The organism is Streptomyces pathocidini, assembly GCF_001418495.1.
GTDB lineage: Bacteria > Actinomycetota > Actinomycetes > Streptomycetales > Streptomycetaceae > Streptomyces > Streptomyces pathocidini.
In genome coordinates this window covers 1-15,316 of sequence record NZ_LIQY01000054.1, presented here as the reverse complement: position 1 = coordinate 15,316, position 15,316 = coordinate 1, and the positions used below count along the sequence as shown (strand labels likewise).

General features: G+C 71.1%; 14 protein-coding genes, 1 tRNA gene and 1 pseudogene. 11 read left to right on the top strand and 5 right to left on the bottom strand.

Annotated features, from left to right (window positions below; translation table 11 throughout):
• From AOK16_RS03630 to AOK16_RS03600, 8 genes and pseudogenes are all read left to right on the top strand, one after another.
• On the top strand, window positions 1-625 hold a 625-nt coding region (locus tag AOK16_RS03630; protein ID WP_205627623.1), incomplete at its 5' end, for an SUKH-4 family immunity protein.
• Between the two features lie 59 nt (window positions 626-684).
• Window positions 685-958: pseudogene (locus AOK16_RS27935) on the top strand (hypothetical protein); the annotation flags it as partial.
• A gap of 15 nt (window positions 959-973) precedes the next feature.
• Window positions 974-1,044, top strand: a tRNA-Gln gene (locus tag AOK16_RS03625).
• Window positions 1,045-1,157: 113 nt separating this feature from the next.
• Window positions 1,158-2,618: a bifunctional UDP-N-acetylglucosamine diphosphorylase/glucosamine-1-phosphate N-acetyltransferase GlmU gene (gene glmU / locus AOK16_RS03620; protein ID WP_055470752.1), complete on the top strand. Its 1,461-nt coding sequence runs from the start codon at window positions 1,158-1,160 to the stop codon at window positions 2,616-2,618.
• Between the two features lie 145 nt (window positions 2,619-2,763).
• Window positions 2,764-3,741 carry a ribose-phosphate diphosphokinase gene (locus AOK16_RS03615; protein WP_055470751.1) on the top strand — a complete coding sequence of 326 codons (978 nt, stop codon included), beginning with the start codon at window positions 2,764-2,766 and terminating at the stop codon, window positions 3,739-3,741.
• 192 nt (window positions 3,742-3,933) lie between these two features.
• Window positions 3,934-4,548, top strand: a complete 615-nt coding sequence (locus AOK16_RS03610) for a 50S ribosomal protein L25/general stress protein Ctc (protein ID WP_055470750.1) — start codon at window positions 3,934-3,936, stop codon at window positions 4,546-4,548.
• A gap of 177 nt (window positions 4,549-4,725) precedes the next feature.
• A complete protein-coding gene (pth, locus tag AOK16_RS03605; RefSeq protein WP_055470749.1) occupies window positions 4,726-5,319 on the top strand; it encodes an aminoacyl-tRNA hydrolase in 594 nt (197 codons plus the stop codon).
• A gap of 104 nt (window positions 5,320-5,423) precedes the next feature.
• Entirely contained in the window at window positions 5,424-5,939 is a 516-nt protein-coding gene (locus AOK16_RS03600) for a hypothetical protein (RefSeq protein WP_055470748.1), read from the top strand.
• Between the two features lie 103 nt (window positions 5,940-6,042).
• On the opposite strand, the gene ppc is transcribed toward AOK16_RS03600, so the two are convergent.
• Entirely contained in the window at window positions 6,043-8,778 is a 2,736-nt protein-coding gene (gene ppc, locus AOK16_RS03595; RefSeq protein ID WP_055470747.1) for a phosphoenolpyruvate carboxylase, read from the bottom strand.
• Between the two features lie 191 nt (window positions 8,779-8,969).
• On the opposite strand from ppc, the gene AOK16_RS03590 reads away from it, so the two are divergent.
• Window positions 8,970-9,968, top strand: a complete 999-nt coding sequence (locus tag AOK16_RS03590) for an acyl-CoA desaturase (RefSeq protein WP_055470746.1) — start codon at window positions 8,970-8,972, stop codon at window positions 9,966-9,968.
• The gene (locus AOK16_RS03585) at window positions 9,965-10,672 is read left to right on the top strand and encodes a TetR/AcrR family transcriptional regulator (protein ID WP_055470745.1); all 708 of its coding nucleotides are present in this window, start codon (window positions 9,965-9,967) and stop codon (window positions 10,670-10,672) included. The genes AOK16_RS03590 and AOK16_RS03585 overlap by 4 nt, the downstream gene beginning before the upstream one ends.
• 108 nt (window positions 10,673-10,780) lie before the next feature.
• Here AOK16_RS03585 and AOK16_RS03580 read toward each other — a convergent pair whose 3' ends face one another.
• Entirely contained in the window at window positions 10,781-11,596 is an 816-nt protein-coding gene (locus AOK16_RS03580; protein WP_055470744.1) for a trans-aconitate 2-methyltransferase, read from the bottom strand.
• Between the two features lie 165 nt (window positions 11,597-11,761).
• Between AOK16_RS03580 and AOK16_RS03575 the strand changes: the two genes are divergently transcribed.
• Window positions 11,762-12,259, top strand: coding sequence for a MarR family winged helix-turn-helix transcriptional regulator (locus AOK16_RS03575; protein ID WP_055470743.1), 498 nt, complete (start codon window positions 11,762-11,764; stop codon window positions 12,257-12,259).
• A 43-nt stretch (window positions 12,260-12,302) separates the two neighbouring features.
• Here the strand turns inward: AOK16_RS03575 and AOK16_RS03570 are convergent, their stop codons facing one another.
• The 3 genes from AOK16_RS03570 to galE all read right to left on the bottom strand — a co-directional run.
• The gene (locus tag AOK16_RS03570) at window positions 12,303-13,115 is read right to left on the bottom strand and encodes a response regulator transcription factor (protein WP_055470742.1); all 813 of its coding nucleotides are present in this window, start codon (window positions 13,113-13,115) and stop codon (window positions 12,303-12,305) included.
• 293 nt (window positions 13,116-13,408) lie between these two features.
• Window positions 13,409-14,563, bottom strand: coding sequence for a galactokinase (gene galK, locus AOK16_RS03565; protein ID WP_055470741.1), 1,155 nt, complete (start codon window positions 14,561-14,563; stop codon window positions 13,409-13,411).
• The coding region (gene galE / locus AOK16_RS03560) for a UDP-glucose 4-epimerase GalE (protein WP_055470740.1) at window positions 14,560-15,316 on the bottom strand (757 nt) is incomplete at its 5' end. The genes galE and galK, both read right to left, overlap by 4 nt.

The window sequence follows — 15,316 nt, the reverse complement described above, 5'->3', positions numbered from 1 at the left end:
CCCGCCACCGAACCGCGTCCCGCTCCCCCACCCGAGCCAGGTCCAGCCGATGCCGCCGATCCCCCCGGAGGGGATCGGCCAGGAGCTGCTCCAGGCCTTCGGCCCCCAGGGGGTCGTCCGCTGCGAACACCAGGCGGTGGCCCGGCAGGGCGTCCCGGAGCCGGTCGCCAGAACCCTCGTACAGGCAGGCCTGCCACGCGACTTCGGCCCGTTCTTCTGGGCCCGGGCCCAGCCCGGCCACCCGGTCCCGACCCTGGCCGAACTGGCCGCGGAGCGCGGCATACCGGCCGCGCCCGACGCGTCCTCGTACCTGGTCATGGGCAACGACTTCGGCAAGCAGCTGTGCGTCCAGTACGGCACGGCCCACATCGTCGCCGTCCCCCTGGAGCCCTCCCCGGGCGGCACCACGCCCCAGTTCGTCAGCACCGGCATCCCCGAATTCGCCCGCTCCCTGGCCCTCCTCGGCCGCATGTGGCGGCTGCGCTACGGGCTCACCCCCGAGCAGGCCGCGCGCTGGACCGTCGACTTCCAGACCCAACTCGCCGCCCTGGACCCGCCCGCCCTCACCTCCCCGGAGAACTGGTGGTCGGTCCTCCTGGAACAGATGTGGGACGGATTGCTGTAACTGTCACAGGTCGACAGCTCCCTTAACTGTCACAGGTCGACAACTCCCCTTGATCCACTCGAGAGCTGTTCCTCATCGGCGTGGGGCTCTACTGGTCGGAGGGATCGAAGAGCAAGCCCCACAAACTGAGGGAGCGCGCCATCTTCGTCAACAGCGACCCCGACATGATCCGGCTCTAACCCGAAGACGAACCGAAAGAACACGGGAGAGGGCTATCAGGGCTGCCTCGCGGTCCGCGTACTGGGGAGCGCAGACCTGTACCGTCGCATCGAGGGCTGGTGGTACGGCATAGTGTCTTCTGCAGATCGCGCCCACAAGCCGAAACGGACATAGGGCGCAAGTAGCCCATCCCGGGTCGTCTAAGGGCAAGACGGCAGATTTTGGTTCTGCTCATGGGGGTTCGAGTCCTCCCCCGGGAGCAAGGCTCAGTTCGGGTCCTGACCGGAATGGTCAGGACCCGACGCGTTTCCGGCGAAATACGCCCCGGTATCCTGCGAGTGTCCACCACCCGAAGAAGCCGAAGGGCACACCCGTGAGCGCCAACCGCCCGGCAGCCGTCGTCGTCCTCGCAGCGGGTGAGGGCACCCGCATGAAGTCGACGACCCCCAAGGTCCTGCACTCCCTCTGCGGCCGGTCGCTGGTCGGCCACGTCGTCGCCGCCTCCCGCGAGCTCGATCCCGAGCAGCTCGTCGTGATCGTCGGCCACGGCCGGGAGCAGGTCACCGCCCACCTCGGCGAGATCGACCCGGGCACCCGCACCGCCGTCCAGCACGAGCAGAACGGGACGGGCCACGCCGTCCGCATGGGCCTGGAGGAGCTGGCCAAGGTGGACGGCGAAGCCGTCGAGGGCACCGTGGTCGTCGTCTGCGGCGACACCCCGCTGCTCACCGGCGCGACCCTCCGGAACCTGGCCGGCACGCACACCGCGGACGGCAACGCCGTCACCGTGCTGACCGCCGTCGTGCCCGACGCCACCGGCTACGGCCGGATCGTGCGCGACCAGGCCGACGGCGCGGTCACGGCGATCGTCGAGCACAAGGACGCGACCGACGAGCAGCGCGCCATCAGCGAGATCAACTCGGGGGTGTTCGCCTTCGACGGGCGGCTGCTGGCCGAGGCTCTCGGCAGGGTCCGCACGGACAACAGCCAGGGCGAGGAGTACCTGACGGACGTCCTCGGCATCCTGCGCGGCGAGGGCCACCGCGTCGGCGCGGCCGTGGCCGCGGACCATCGCGAGATCCTGGGCATCAACAACCGTGTGCAGCTCGCCGAGGCGCGCCGGCTGCTCAACGAGCGGCTGCTGGAGCGAGCGATGCTCGCCGGGGTGACCGTGGTCGACCCGGCGACGACCTGGGTGGATGTGACGGTGACCTTCGAGCAGGACACCCTGGTCCACCCGGGCACCCAGCTGCACGGTGCCACACACCTGGCCGCGGGTGCCGAGGTGGGTCCGAACTGCTCGCTCACCGACACCGCCGTGGGCGAGGGCGCGCGTGTGGTCAACACGGTCGCCGAGGGCGCACTGGTCGGCCCGGGCGCGAACGTGGGCCCGTACGCGTATCTGCGGCCCGGTACGAAGCTCGGCCCGAAGGCGAAGGCCGGGGCGTATGTGGAGATGAAGAACGCGGACATCGGCGAGGGCACGAAGGTGCCGCACCTGTCCTATGTCGGGGACGCGACGATCGGCGAGTACTCCAACATCGGCGCGGCCAGTGTGTTCGTGAACTACGACGGGGTGGCCAAGCACCACACGACGATCGGCTCCCACTGCCGTACCGGCTCGGACAACATGTTTGTGGCGCCCGTCACGGTCGGGGACGGTGCCTATACGGCGGCGGGCTCGGTCATCACCAAGGATGTGCCCGCGGGTTCGCTGGCGGTCGCGCGCGGCCAGCAGCGGAACATCGAGGGCTGGGTGGCACGCAAGCGCCCGGGAAGTGCGGCCGCGCAGGCCGCCGAGGCCGCTCGCCGGGAGGGCGAAGGCCGGGAATGACTGGTACACGGGCGCGCCTTGCGGGGCGTACCGTAAGAGCACACGCCAAAAGCACACGCCGTACGCGCACGCGTCGAAACATGATCGATACACGAAACGCCCGTGTAAGTGCCCCGTGAGAGCCGAATCGGCAAGGAGATACGCAGTGACCGGGATCAAGACGACCGGCGAGAAGAAATTGATGCTCTTCTCCGGCCGCGCCCACCCCGAGCTGGCGGAGGAGGTCGCGCACCAGCTGGGTGTGGGCCTGGTCCCGACCAAGGCCTTCGACTTTGCGAACGGCGAGATCTACGTCCGTTTCCAGGAGTCGGCGCGAGGCGCGGACTGCTTTCTGATGCAGAGCCACACGGCTCCCATCAACAAGTGGATCATGGAGCAGTTGATCATGGTGGACGCCCTGAAGCGGGCGTCGGCGCGGAGCATCACCGTGATCCTGCCGTTCTTCGGCTATGCCCGGCAGGACAAGAAGCACCGCGGTCGTGAGCCGATCTCGGCCCGTCTGATCGCGGACCTGCTGAAGACCTCCGGTGCCGACCGCATCCTCACGGTGGATCTGCACACGGACCAGATCCAGGGCTTCTTCGACGGCCCGGTGGACCACCTCTTCGCGCTGCCGGTGCTGGCGGACTACGTGGGCGCGAAGGTGGACCGCGACAAGCTGACGGTCGTCTCCCCGGACGCCGGCCGGGTACGGGTGGCGGACCGGTGGTGCGACCGGCTGGGCGCGCCGCTGGCGATCGTGCACAAGCGGCGTGACAAGGACGTCGCGAACCAGGTGACGGTGCACGAGGTCGTCGGTGACGTGAAGGGCCGGGTGTGTGTCCTGGTCGACGACATGATCGACACCGGTGGCACCATCTGTGCCGCGGCGGACGCGCTGTTCGCCAACGGCGCGGAGGACGTGATCGTCGCGGCGACCCACGGCGTGCTCTCGGGCCCGGCCGCGGACCGGTTGAAGAACTCCAAGGTGAGCGAGTTCATCTTCACCAACACGCTGCCGACCCCGGGCGAGCAGGAGCTGGACAAGATCACGGTGCTGTCGATGGCGCCGACCATCGCGCGTGCGTTGCGCGAGGTGTTCGAGGACGGCTCGGTGACGAGCCTCTTCGACGAGCAGGCCTGATCAGCGGCCTGCTGACTGATCGAGTTTGAGGCGGCCTCCCTGCCGAGTAGACTCATCGAGTTGCTCGGCGAGGGAGGCCGTACGCATTGCGACGTACGGCGGTCCGTTATCGACGCGCTCTTCGTAGCAGGTCTGTCGTGGGCCGGGTGACCGTCCCATCCAGATGTTCCTTCAGTTACGAGGAGTGCAGTCATGGCAGAGGTCAAGCTGGCCGCTGAGCCGCGTATCGAGTTCGGCAAGGGTGCTGCCCGCCGTCTCCGCCGCGAGAGCAAGGTCCCCGGTGTCATCTACGGCCACGGTGCCGAGCCGAAGCACGTGTCGGTCGACAGCCACGCGCTGATGATGGCGCTCAAGACTCCGAACGTGCTGCTCCGCCTGCAGATCGACGGCAAGAGCGAGCTGGTCATTCCCAAGGCCGTGGTCCGTGAGCCCATCCGCCGGTTCCTGGAGCACATCGACTTCCTGGCCGTGAAGAAGGGCGAGAAGGTCACCGTCGACATTCCGATCAACACCGAGGGCGAGCTGGCCCCGGGCGGCAACCTGCTCGAGCACGTGCTGAACACGCTGCCGGTCGAGACCGAGGCCACCCACATCCCCGAGGGTGTCACCGTCTCCGTCGAGGGCCTGGAGGCCGGCGCCTCCATCCTGGCGAAGGACATCGCGCTGCCGAAGGGCACCACGCTGGCCGTCGAGGAGGACGCGGTCGTCCTCCAGGTCCTGGCCGCCCAGGCCGAGGAGCCGGCTGCCGAGGCCGAGGAGGAGGGCGAGGGCGAGGAGGCTGCCGCCGAGGCGCCCGCCGAGGCCTGAGCCTGATCCGTTCCGGACTGGCTTGAGTCCGATCCGTTCCGGATCGCTCTTCAGGGTCCGGGGGCGAGTCCCCTGGAACCCCGCCTTCCAACCGTGTCCCGCGCGGCAGTCGCGGGACACGGTTGGGCCGTTGTACGCGCCGCCCGCGGCAGGTCCGTTGAGGAGAAGACCCGCACCATGAGCGACACCGCCGAAGGCCCTTGGCTGATCGTGGGGTTGGGCAACCCTGGTCCCGAATACGCGGCGAACCGCCACAACGTCGGCTTCATGGTGGCCGATCTGCTCGCGGATCGGATGCGGGCCCGCTTCAAGGCGCACAAGTCCCGTGCCCAGGTGGTCGAGGGGCGGGTGGGCGCGCCGGGTCCCGCCGGTCGCCGTGTCATCGTCGCCAAGCCCATGTCGTACATGAACCTCTCCGGTGGCCCGGTGACGGCGTTGAGGGATTTCTACAAGGTCCCGGTCTCCCACATTGTGGCGATCCATGACGAGTTGGACATCGACTACGGCGCGCTGCGGCTGAAGTTGGGTGGTGGCGACAACGGCCACAACGGTCTGAAGTCGATCACGAAGTCGATGGGGCCCGACTACCACCGGGTGCGTTTCGGTATCGGCCGCCCGCCGGGCCGGATGGATGTGGCCGCGTTCGTGCTGAAGGACTTCTCCTCGGCGGAGCGCAAGGAGCTGGACTACTTCGTGGACCGGGCGGCGGACGCGGTCGAGACGCTGATCGTGGACGGCCTCGAACGAGCCCAGGGCACCTACAACTCGTAACAAAAAGCGCCCAATGGACCACCAGGGCCACCCAAACGGACAGCTCCGCACAAGCCGACCACCCAGGTTGACCGAGAGCTGACCGATGGCCAAGGATCGCCGCCATGGCCAGAACCAGCACCATCCGACGCAGCCGTGTCCGCCGCGCGGGCGAGAGCGCCTACGGCCTGCTGCTGGTCGGCAGGAACCTGGCGGCGGCGTGCGTGGTCCTGCTGCTGCTCGTCGCCGGGGTGTGGACCTCGTGGAACACGGCGCAGCACGCGATGCTGACGAAGGGCCGCGAGCGCGGCACGGTGGTCATCACCGGCTGCGCCGAGGACACCTGCACCGGCCGGTTCACGGCCGCCTCCCCCTCGTCGGGCACCGACCGGCCGAAGGTGAGCATCGACAAGGCCGTCACGCACGAGAAGGGCGAGCGTCTGCCCGTGGCCGTGCGGCCGGGTACGAACGAGGTCGTGCGCACGGGCTGGGCCGGGGTCCTGTACGCGTGGGTGCCGTTGGGCGGTGCGCTCCTGCTGGCCGCCCTGGTGATCGCGGGCGGCCTGCGGATGCGGCGTACGGCGTGGGTGACGGGCCTGCTGGGCGTGGCCCTGCTGGGCGCCGCGTTCGCGACGCTGTGAGCCGGACGCGGTGAGCCCGGGGCCGGACTCCATGAGCCAGGGTCGTTCGTGACGTTGTGAGCGCGCCGGGGGCCGGGAGCCGAAGCCCCCGGCCCCCGCGGGCTCAGCCGGTGTTGCGCAGCCCCGCGGCCACCCCGTTGACCGTCAGCAGCAGGGCCCGCGACAGCAGCGGGTCCGGCTCCTCGCCGCGCTCGGCGGCCATGCGCTGCCGGTCCAGGAGGGCGACCTGGAGGTACGAGATGGGGTCGAGGTAGGCGTCGCGCACCCGGAAGGTCTGCTGCAGCACCGGGTTGGAGTCGAGCAGTTCGTGCTCGCCGGTGATCCGCAGGACTTCCTGCACGGTCAGTTCGTGTTCGGCCTCGATCGCCTCGAAGACGTGCCTGAGCTCGTCGGGCACGAGGGTGTCGACGTAGTGGCGGGCGATCCGCAGATCCGTCTTGGTCAGCGTCATCTCGACGTTGGAGAGGAAGTTGCGGAAGAAGTGCCACTGCTGGTGCATCTCGTCGATGACCGTGCCGAGCCCGGCCTCGCGGGCGGCCTTCAGGCCCGAGCCGACGCCGAACCAGCCGGGCACGATCTGCCGCGACTGGGTCCAGCCGAACACCCACGGGATGGCCCGCAGCCCGTCGAGTCCGGCGCCGGAGTCGGGCCGGCGGGAGGGCCGGGAGCCGAGGTGGAGGTCGGCGAGCTGGTCGACGGGGGTGGAGGCGAAGAAGTACGCGGGCAGGTCCGGGTCCTCGACCAGCTTGCGGTACGCGCCGTGGGCGGCGTCGGAGACGGTGTCCATGGCCGCGTCCCAGCGGGCCAGGGCCTCGTCGGACTGGCGGGGCGCGGTGTGCAGGGCGGAGGCCTGGAGGGTGGCGGCGACGGTGAGTTCGAGGTTCTCGCGGGCCAGGGACGGCACGAGGTACTTGTCGGAGATGACCTCGCCCTGCTCGGTCACCTTGATCTCGCCCTCCAGGGTGCCGTAGGGCTGGGCGAGGATCGCGTCGTGGGTGGGGCCGCCGCCGCGGCCGACGGTGCCGCCGCGGCCGTGGAAGAGCCGCAGCCGGACCCCGTAGCGGTGGGCCACGTCGCGCAGTCGGCGCTGGGCGCGGTGGATCTCCCACTGGCTGGTGGTGATGCCGCCGAACTTGGAGGAGTCGGAGTAGCCGAGCATGACCTCCTGGACGTCTCCGCGCAGGGCGACCAGGCGGCGGTAGGAGGGGTCGGCGAGCATGTCGTCGAGGATGACGTCGGCGGCGCGCAGTTCGTCGGTGGTCTCCAGCAGCGGCACGATGCCGATCCTGGCCCAGCCGGCGTGCAGGTCGATCAGCCCGGCCTCGCGGGCGAGGACGGCCGCGGCGAAGACGTCGTCGGCGCCCTGGCACATGGAGATGATGTAGGACTCGATCACCTCGGGCCCGAAGCGCCGCATGGCCTTGCCGATGGTCGAGAAGACGCCGAGGGTCTTCTCTCCCGCGGCGTCCAGCGGTGCCGGGGTGGGAGCGAGCGGGCGCCGCGAGCGCAGCTCCTTGGCCAGGAGCTTGGCACGGTAGTCGCGCGGCATGTCCGCGTACCGCCAGGATTCCTCGCCGAGCCGGTCGAAGAGCTGGCCGAGGGCGTGGTGGTGGGCGTCGGCGTGCTCGCGTACGTCCATGGTGGCGAGCTGGAGGCCGAAGGCGGCCAGGGTGCGGATGGTGCGGTCCAGGCGGCCGTCGGCGAACAGGCCGCCGCGGTGGGCGCGCAGCGAGGTCTGGATGAGCGTGAGGTCGTGCAGCAGCTCGGCGGTGCCGAGGTAGTCGCGGCCCGGCTCGTGAGGGGTGCCCTTGGCGAGGCGCTCGCGGGTGTTGACGAGCTTCTGCCGTACGCAGGTGGCCTTGAGGCGGTAGGGCTCCTCGGCGTTGAGGCGCTTGTAGCGGGGGCTGATCTCGGGCAGCCGTTCCAGGTCGGTCTGGAGGGAGGCGAGGAGTTCCTCGGTGGCGCCGGTGTAGCGGATGGAGTTGGAGAGCAGGCCGCGGAGGGAGTCGATGGCCTCCAGGGCGTCGGTGATGCCGTGTTCGTGCTGGAGGACCAGCACCTCCCAGGTGACCTCGGGGGTCACGTTGGGGTTGCCGTCGCGGTCACCGCCGATCCAGGTGCCGAAGGTCAACGGGCGGGTGCCGGCAGGTAGTTCGACGCCCACCCGCTCCAGCTCAGCGGCCAGGTCCTCCAGTACGTCGCCGACGGCGCCCTGGTGCAGCTCGTCGAGGTAGTAGATGGCGTTGCGGGCCTCGTCGGCGGGCTCGGGGCGGGCGACGCGCAGTTCGTCGGTCTGCCAGATGAGGTCGATGTTCTCGGCCAGCCGCAGGTCGGCGCGGCGCCGGTCGCCGCCGTCGGCCTGGGTGTCCAGGAGGGCGGCGATGCGGCGGAGCTTGGTGAGCACCGAGCGGCGGGCGGCCTCGGTGGGGTGGGCGGTGAACACCGGCCGGACGCTGAGGTGCTCGACGGTGCGGGCCAGGTGCTCGGGGTCGGCGTCCTTGAGCGCGTCGGCGGTGCGGGCGAGCAGGCTGCCCTCGGCCGCGCGGTGCTCGCGCAGCTCCTTGCCGCGGTGCACCTGCTCGGTGATGTTGGCGAGGTGGAAGTAGGTGGAGAAGGCGCGCACGAGCTTGCCCGCCGTCTCCAGGTCCGTCTCACCCAGCAGTTCCGCGGCTGCCTCGCCATCCGTACGGGTGAGTGCGCGGACGCGCTCCACCAGGTCGAGGAGGTCCTGGCCCTCCTGGCGTACGAGGGTCTCGCCCAGCAGGTCGCCGAGCCTGCGGATGTCGGCACGCAGTGCTGCGTTGCCGGTGGTCTCGGGGGTGATGTCGGCACTGCTCACAGGTGCGGCTCCTTGCGGTGAGTTGCACGATGGGCGTGGGTGCGGACCGCGCTGTCCGACGCCACCAGGATAGGTCGCCGTCACCACGCCGTTGTCCGCAGCCCTCTTGTCCGGTCACCGAGCCCTGCCATACTTACGATGCCGTAGGTTACGGAACCGTAGCCAAGTCCAGTCCGATGAGGGACGCCCCCATGACCACACCCCCCCATGTGATGGAAGACGCCCCGAAGGCGACCGACGCCCCGCTTCCCTCCGCCACGCTCGGCGGGGACAGCAAGAGGTCGATCGAGCAGATCACGCTGCTGCTGTTCATCACCGTTCCGTTCGTCGCGCTGGTCGCGGCGGTGCCGCTGGCGTGGGGCTGGGGGGTGAGCTGGCTGGACCTGGGGTTGATGACGTTCATGTACTACCTCGGGTGCCACGGCATCACCATCGGCTTCCACCGCTACTTCACACACGGCTCGTTCAAGGCCAGGCGCCCGCTGCGCGTCGCGCTCGCGGTCATGGGCTCGATGGCCGTGGAGGGCCCGCTGGTGCGGTGGGTGGCTGACCACCGCAAGCACCACAAGTTCTCCGACGCCGAGGGTGACCCCCACTCGCCGTGGCGGTTCGGCGAGACCGTGCCGGCCCTGATGAAGGGGCTGTGGTGGGCGCACATCGGCTGGATGTTCGACGAGGAGCAGACGCCGCAGCACAAGTACGCGCCCGACCTGATCAAGGACCCGGCCATCCGCGCCGTCTCGCGCCAGTTCGTGCTGTGGACCGCGGTGTCGCTGGCGCTGCCGCCGCTGGTGGGCGGTCTGGTGACGTGGTCCTGGCAGGGCGCGGTGACGGCGTTCTTCTGGGGCTCGCTGGTGCGGGTGGCGCTGCTGCACCACGTGACATGGTCGATCAACTCGATCTGCCACGCGGTGGGCAAGCGCCCCTTCAAGTCCCGTGACAAGTCCGGCAACGTCTGGTGGCTGGCCGTGCTCTCCTGCGGCGAGTCCTGGCACAACCTGCACCACGCCGACCCGACCTCCGCGCGGCACGGCGTGATGCGCGGCCAGATCGACTCCAGCGCCCGGATCATCCGCTGGTTCGAGCTGCTCGGCTGGGCCTACGACGTGCGGTGGCCGAACGCCGCCCGGATCGACGCCCGGCGCAAGTCCGGAATCTCGGATGAAGGCGGGGCCGCGAAGGCGGCATGATTGACGGCGTGGCGATTGACAACAGCAGCGATAAGAGCCGTACCTCCCCGTCGGGCGGCCGCCCCTCGGGCGCCGGCACCCGGCGGGCGCGCCGGGTGCGGATGACCGGCAAGGAGCGTCGGGAGCAGCTGCTGGACATCGGCCGCGCGCTCTTCGCCGAGAAGGGCTTCGAGGGCACGTCGGTGGAGGAGATCGCGGCGAAGGCCGGGGTCTCCAAGCCGGTGGTGTACGAGCACTTCGGCGGCAAGGAGGGGCTGTACGCGGTGGTGGTGGACCGCGAGATGCGGCAGCTGCTCGACATGGTCACCGGCGCGCTGACCGCGGGGCATCCGCGGGAGCTGCTGGAGCAGGCCGCCTTCGCCCTCCTCGACTACATCGAGAGGTACACGGACGGCTTCCGGATCCTCGTACGGGACTCTCCCGTCGCCCAGTCCACGGGCACCTTCGCCTCGCTGATCAGCGATATCGCGACCCAGGTCGAGGACATCCTGGGCCTGGAGTTCAAGGCGCGCGGCTTCGATCCGAAGCTGGCCCCGCTCTATGCGCAGGCGCTGGTGGGGATGGTGGCGCTGACGGGCCAGTGGTGGCTGGATGTCCGCAGGCCGAAGAAGGCGGAGGTCGCCGCCCATCTGGTGAACCTGGCCTGGCACGGCCTCGACGGCCTGGAGCCGAAGCCGCGCCTGATCGGGCACCGGCGGAGCTGAGCCTTTCCGCGGCGGCCCGTGGCCCCCGTGGCGCAGCCCGGCTGGGCCCCTCCCAGCGGTAGCTGGGGGAGCCGAACCGGCAGCGGCCACGAGGGCAGGGTCGGACCGCTACTCTCCCGGCTTGCGCGCCAGCGCGAAGATGCGGCGGAAGGGGAAGACCGTGCCGTGGGGGCCCGGCGGGTAGGCCTTGCGGAGCAGGTCGCGGTATTGGAGGAGGAACTCCTCCTGGGCCGGTTCGTCGTCGGCCAGGGCGGTGAGGACCGGGCGGAGGGCCGTGCCCTTGACCCAGTCCAGGACCGGGTCCTCGCCCTGGAGGAGCTGTATGTAGGTGGTCTCCCAGGCGACCGCCTCGCAGCCGAGGTCGGTGAGCCGGGTCAGGTACTCCCACGGTTCCAGGATGTGGACGAACAGCCGCCCGTGGCGGCCGAGCCGGTCCCGCCACTGCGGGGTGTCGCAGAGCTCGCCGAGCAGCGCGTGGCTCGGTGAGACGAAGTTGCCGGGCACCTGGAAGGCGAGCGTGCCGCCCGGTGTCAGCGCCTCGGTCCAGGCGGGGAAGGACTCCGCGTGCCCCGGCACCCACTGGAGGGCGGCGTTGGAGACGATCAGGTCGTACGGCTCGTCGGGGATCCAGGTGGCGGCGTCGGCGGTGCGGAAGTCGAGGCTGCCTCCTCCCCGGGTGGGGCCGGCGAGCTCGGCGGCCTTGGCGAGCATCTCGGGCGAGTTGTCGAAGCCGGTGATCCGGGCGTCGGGCCAGCGGTCCGCGAGGAGCGCGGTCACGTTGCCGGGACCGCAGCCGAGGTCGGCGATACGGGCGGGGCGGCTGCTGTTGGGCAGCTCGGGTATGCGGGCGAGCAGGTCGATGAACGGGCGGGTTCGGTGGCCGGCGTGGCGGAGATACTGCTGTGGATCCCAGGTGGCTGGCATCGGGTGGTTCCCCCTTGCTGCGGCGGAGCGTTCGCGGATGTTCCGGACGTGCAGGAAGCGCGGAAAGCGCCTTCACTTCCCGCGGCTGACGATGCCCATACGTTGACCAGAGTATCTCTTGACATCAAGAGACTTCATGTCGACAGACCTACTACACTGATCACCATGGAGGACGAGGTCGATCGGCTGGTCGCGGCGTGGCGCCGAGAGCGCCCCGACCTCGACGTGGAACCCCTCGAGGTGCTCAGCCGGGTCAGCCGGCTCGCGAGGCATCTCGACCGGGCCCGGCGGATCGCCTTCTCCGAGCACGGCCTGGAGCCCTGGGAGTTCGACGTGCTGACGTCGCTGCGCCGGACCGGCGCCCCGTACCAGCTCTCACCCGGCCAGCTGCTGACCCAGACGCTGGTCACCTCCGGCACCATGACCAACCGGATCGACCGGCTCGCGAAGAAGGGGCTCGTGGAGCGGCTCCCGGACCCCAGCGACCGGCGGGGCGTGCTGGTGCGGCTCACCGCCGAGGGGCGCGACCGGGCCGACCAGGCCCTGGCCGGGCTGCTGGATCAGGAACGGGCCATCCTCGGCGAGCTGTCGCGCGCGCAGCGGGCCGAACTGGCGGGGCTGCTGCGGCAGTTGACGGCCCCGTTCGACAACGTCCCCGGCTGAACCGCACGTTCGGCCCCGGGGTGGCGGATGACGCCGACGCGGACTACGCCGACACCGACCCGTCGCCGGCCGGTTCCTCGATCTCGACCGGGCCCACGCCCGCGCGCCGGGCCAGGGCGACCGCGGCCAGCGTGGAGTGCACACCGAGCTTGCCGAGCACGTTCTGCATGTGCGTACGGACCGTGTGCGGGGAGAGGTAGAGCCGCTCGGCGACGGCCTTGCGGCCCAGGCCCGCGACCATGCAGCGCAGCACCTCGCGCTCGCGCGGGGTCAGCGCCTCGACCAGGCGCTCGCTCTCCGTGCGGTGCTTGCGGGCGGCCGTCAACTCCCGCAGCACGCCCGTCAGCAGCGCGGGCGGCAGATGCGTCTCGTCGCGCAGCACACCGCGGATGACGGCCAGCAGGCGGGAGAGCGAGCAGTCCTTGGCGACCCAGCCCGAGGCGCCGGCGTGCAGGGCCGCGGCGGCCCGGCGCGGGTCGTCGCGCTCGGCAAGCACGACCGTACGGACGCCGGGACGGCCGGAGCGGACCGTGGCCACCAGCGAGATGCCGTCGGAGGGCGCCGGGCCCGCGGCGTCGGAGGGCTGCGCGTACGGGCCCTTGAGCTGGGCGCCGATCGCTCCCGCCGGTGAACCGGCGGGAGCAGGCGGGCCCTTGAGGTGCGCCCCGAGGTCGGCGTCGACCAGCGCAACGTCGAAGGGGCGCCCGTCGACCGCCGCGCGCTCCATGGCGCGCAGCGCGGCGGGGCCGCTGCCCGCGGCCGCCACCTCGACGTCCGGCTCGGCCGCGAGCGCGGCGGCCAGCGACTCGGCGAAGATCCGGTGGTCGTCCACCACCAGGACCCTGATGCGTGTCACAGCTGTCACTTGAGACCCCCCAGTCTCGGGGTTGCCGGCAGATGGGGTACGGCGCGCGGGGCCGGGCGCAATCGCACAGCCCCGCGGCCGCCGCCGCACCAGACCGATCCCGCCCCGAACGCCGTACCCGACTGTCTCGCCCCCTGATCAGCACCGGCCCCCACCGGTGCTCCCCTTCAGCGTACGGGGGCACCCCGACAACGGAAGCGGAACGCGAAAAGAACGCGTCGAACCCTTCCGTGACGACCACATCTGCCAGGCCCTGACCGAACCCGACCAGTCCTGTCGTGGACTCAGACCAGACGCCGGGCACCCGCCGACGGAACCGCGGGGAAGATCCGCGGAGCACGGTAACCCGCGGACGCGAAGGCCTCGTTGAGGGCCTTCGTGATGCCGTCGGCGTCCGCCTCCTCGGCGAGGACGATGGCCGAGCCGCCGAAGCCGCCGCCCGTCATCCGCGCGCCCAGCGCCCCGGCCGCGCCGGCCGTCTCCACGGCCAGATCCAACTCCGGGCAGGAGATGGCGAAGTCGTCCCGGCAGGAGGCATGCCCGGCCGTGAGGATCGGGCCGATCGCGCGCGTCTCGCCGCGGTCGAGGAGGGAGACGACCTGCTCCACGCGCGCGTTCTCCGTCACCACATGGCGTACGTAGTTGCGCACGGTCTCGTCGTCCAGGCGCGCGAGGGCGTCGTCCAGCTGCTCCGGCGCAACGTCCCGAAGGGCTTGCACGCCCAGCGCACGCGCCCCCTCCTCGCAGCCCGCGCGCCGCCGCGCGTACGCTCCCTCGCCCAGCTCGTGCTGGACCCGGGTGTCCACGACGAGCAGCCGCAGGCCCTCGGCCGCGAGGTCGAAGGGGACCTGGCGCTGCGCCAGGTCGCGCGCGTCCAGGTGCAGCGCGTGCCCCTCGGTGCAGCAGGCCGAGGCCGTCTGATCCATGATCCCGCAGGGCACTCCGACGAAGACGTTCTCCGCCCGCTGGCACAGCCGCGCCAACTGCCAGCGCTTCAGGCCGAGTTCGAAGAGGTCGTCGCAGGCCAGCGCCGTGACGACCTCCAGGGCGGCCGAGGACGACAGGCCCGCGCCCGTCGGCACGGTCGAGGCGATGTGCAGGTCCGCGCCCGTCACCGGGTGCCCCGCGTCGCGCAGCGCCCACACGACCCCGGCCGGGTAGGCCGCCCAGCCGCCGCCCCCACCCGGCGCCAACTCCGCGACGTCCAGCTCGACGACCCCGCCCGGCACGTCCGCGGAGTGCACCCGCAGCACGCCGTCCGCACGCCGGGCGACGGCGGCGAGAGCGGTGTGCGGGAGGGCGAGCGGCAGGACGAAGCCGTCGTTGTAGTCGGTGTGCTCGCCGATCAGGTTGATCCGGCCGGGCGCCGCCCACACCCCGTCGGGCTCCCGCCCGTACAACTCCCGGAAGGTGTCGGCCAGTTGGTCGAGTCCGCTCATGCGTGCCGCTCCCGTTCCTGCGCGAACGCCCACGCGTCCGCGACGATCCCCGCGAGGTCGGCCCGGCTCGGGGCCCATCCGAGGCGGCCCCGGGCCTGCTCGGCGGAGGCCACGAGAACCGCCGGGTCGCCGCCCCGGCGCGGGGCGGCGGCCTCGGGGATGGGGTGGCCGGTCACCTTGCGGACGGTCTCGATGACCTCGCGCACCGAGAAGCCGTTGCCGTTGCCCAGGTTGCAGATGAGGTGGTCGCCCGGCCGGGCCGAGTCCAGGGCCAGCAGGTGCGCCTCGGCCAGGTCCGCGACGTGGATGTAGTCGCGAATGCAGGTGCCGTCCGGCGTCGGGTAGTCGTCGCCGAAGACGGAGATCGCCTCGCGGCGGCCCTGGGCGACCTGGAGGACGAGCGGGATGAGGTGCGACTCGGGGTCGTGCCGCTCGCCGTACGCGACGCCGTCGCGCGCCTGGTACGCGCCCGCGACGTTGAAGTACCGCAGCGAGACGGCGGCCAGGCCGTGCGCCGCGCACTCCCCGCCGATCATGTGGTCGACGGCGAGCTTGGAGGCGCCGTACGGGTTGGTGGGCGCGGTGGCGGCGTCCTCGGTGATGGGGACGGCCACCGGCTCGCCGTACGTGGCGGCGGTGGAGGAGAAGACGAGGGTGCGCACGCCCGCGTCGCGCATGGCGGCCAGCAGCTCGGTCGTGCCGCCGACGTTGTTGCGCCAGTACTTCTCGGGGTGCACGACCGACTCGCCGACC

Bases quoted from the DNA above. Each gene is read 5' to 3' on its own strand.
- AOK16_RS03610 (WP_055470750.1), top strand. From the start codon at position 3,934: ATGGCAGAGGTCAAGCTGGCCGCTGAGCCGCGTATCGAGTTCGGCAAG.
- pth (WP_055470749.1), top strand. From the start codon at position 4,726: ATGAGCGACACCGCCGAAGGCCCTTGGCTGATCGTGGGGTTGGGCAAC.
- AOK16_RS03600 (WP_055470748.1), top strand. From the start codon at position 5,424: ATGGCCAGAACCAGCACCATCCGACGCAGCCGTGTCCGCCGCGCGGGC.
- AOK16_RS03590 (WP_055470746.1), top strand. From the start codon at position 8,970: ATGACCACACCCCCCCATGTGATGGAAGACGCCCCGAAGGCGACCGAC.
- AOK16_RS03585 (WP_055470745.1), top strand. From the start codon at position 9,965: ATGATTGACGGCGTGGCGATTGACAACAGCAGCGATAAGAGCCGTACC.
- AOK16_RS03580 (WP_055470744.1), bottom strand. From the start codon at position 11,596: ATGCCAGCCACCTGGGATCCACAGCAGTATCTCCGCCACGCCGGCCAC.
- AOK16_RS03575 (WP_055470743.1), top strand. From the start codon at position 11,762: ATGGAGGACGAGGTCGATCGGCTGGTCGCGGCGTGGCGCCGAGAGCGC.
- galK (WP_055470741.1), bottom strand. From the start codon at position 14,563: ATGAGCGGACTCGACCAACTGGCCGACACCTTCCGGGAGTTGTACGGG.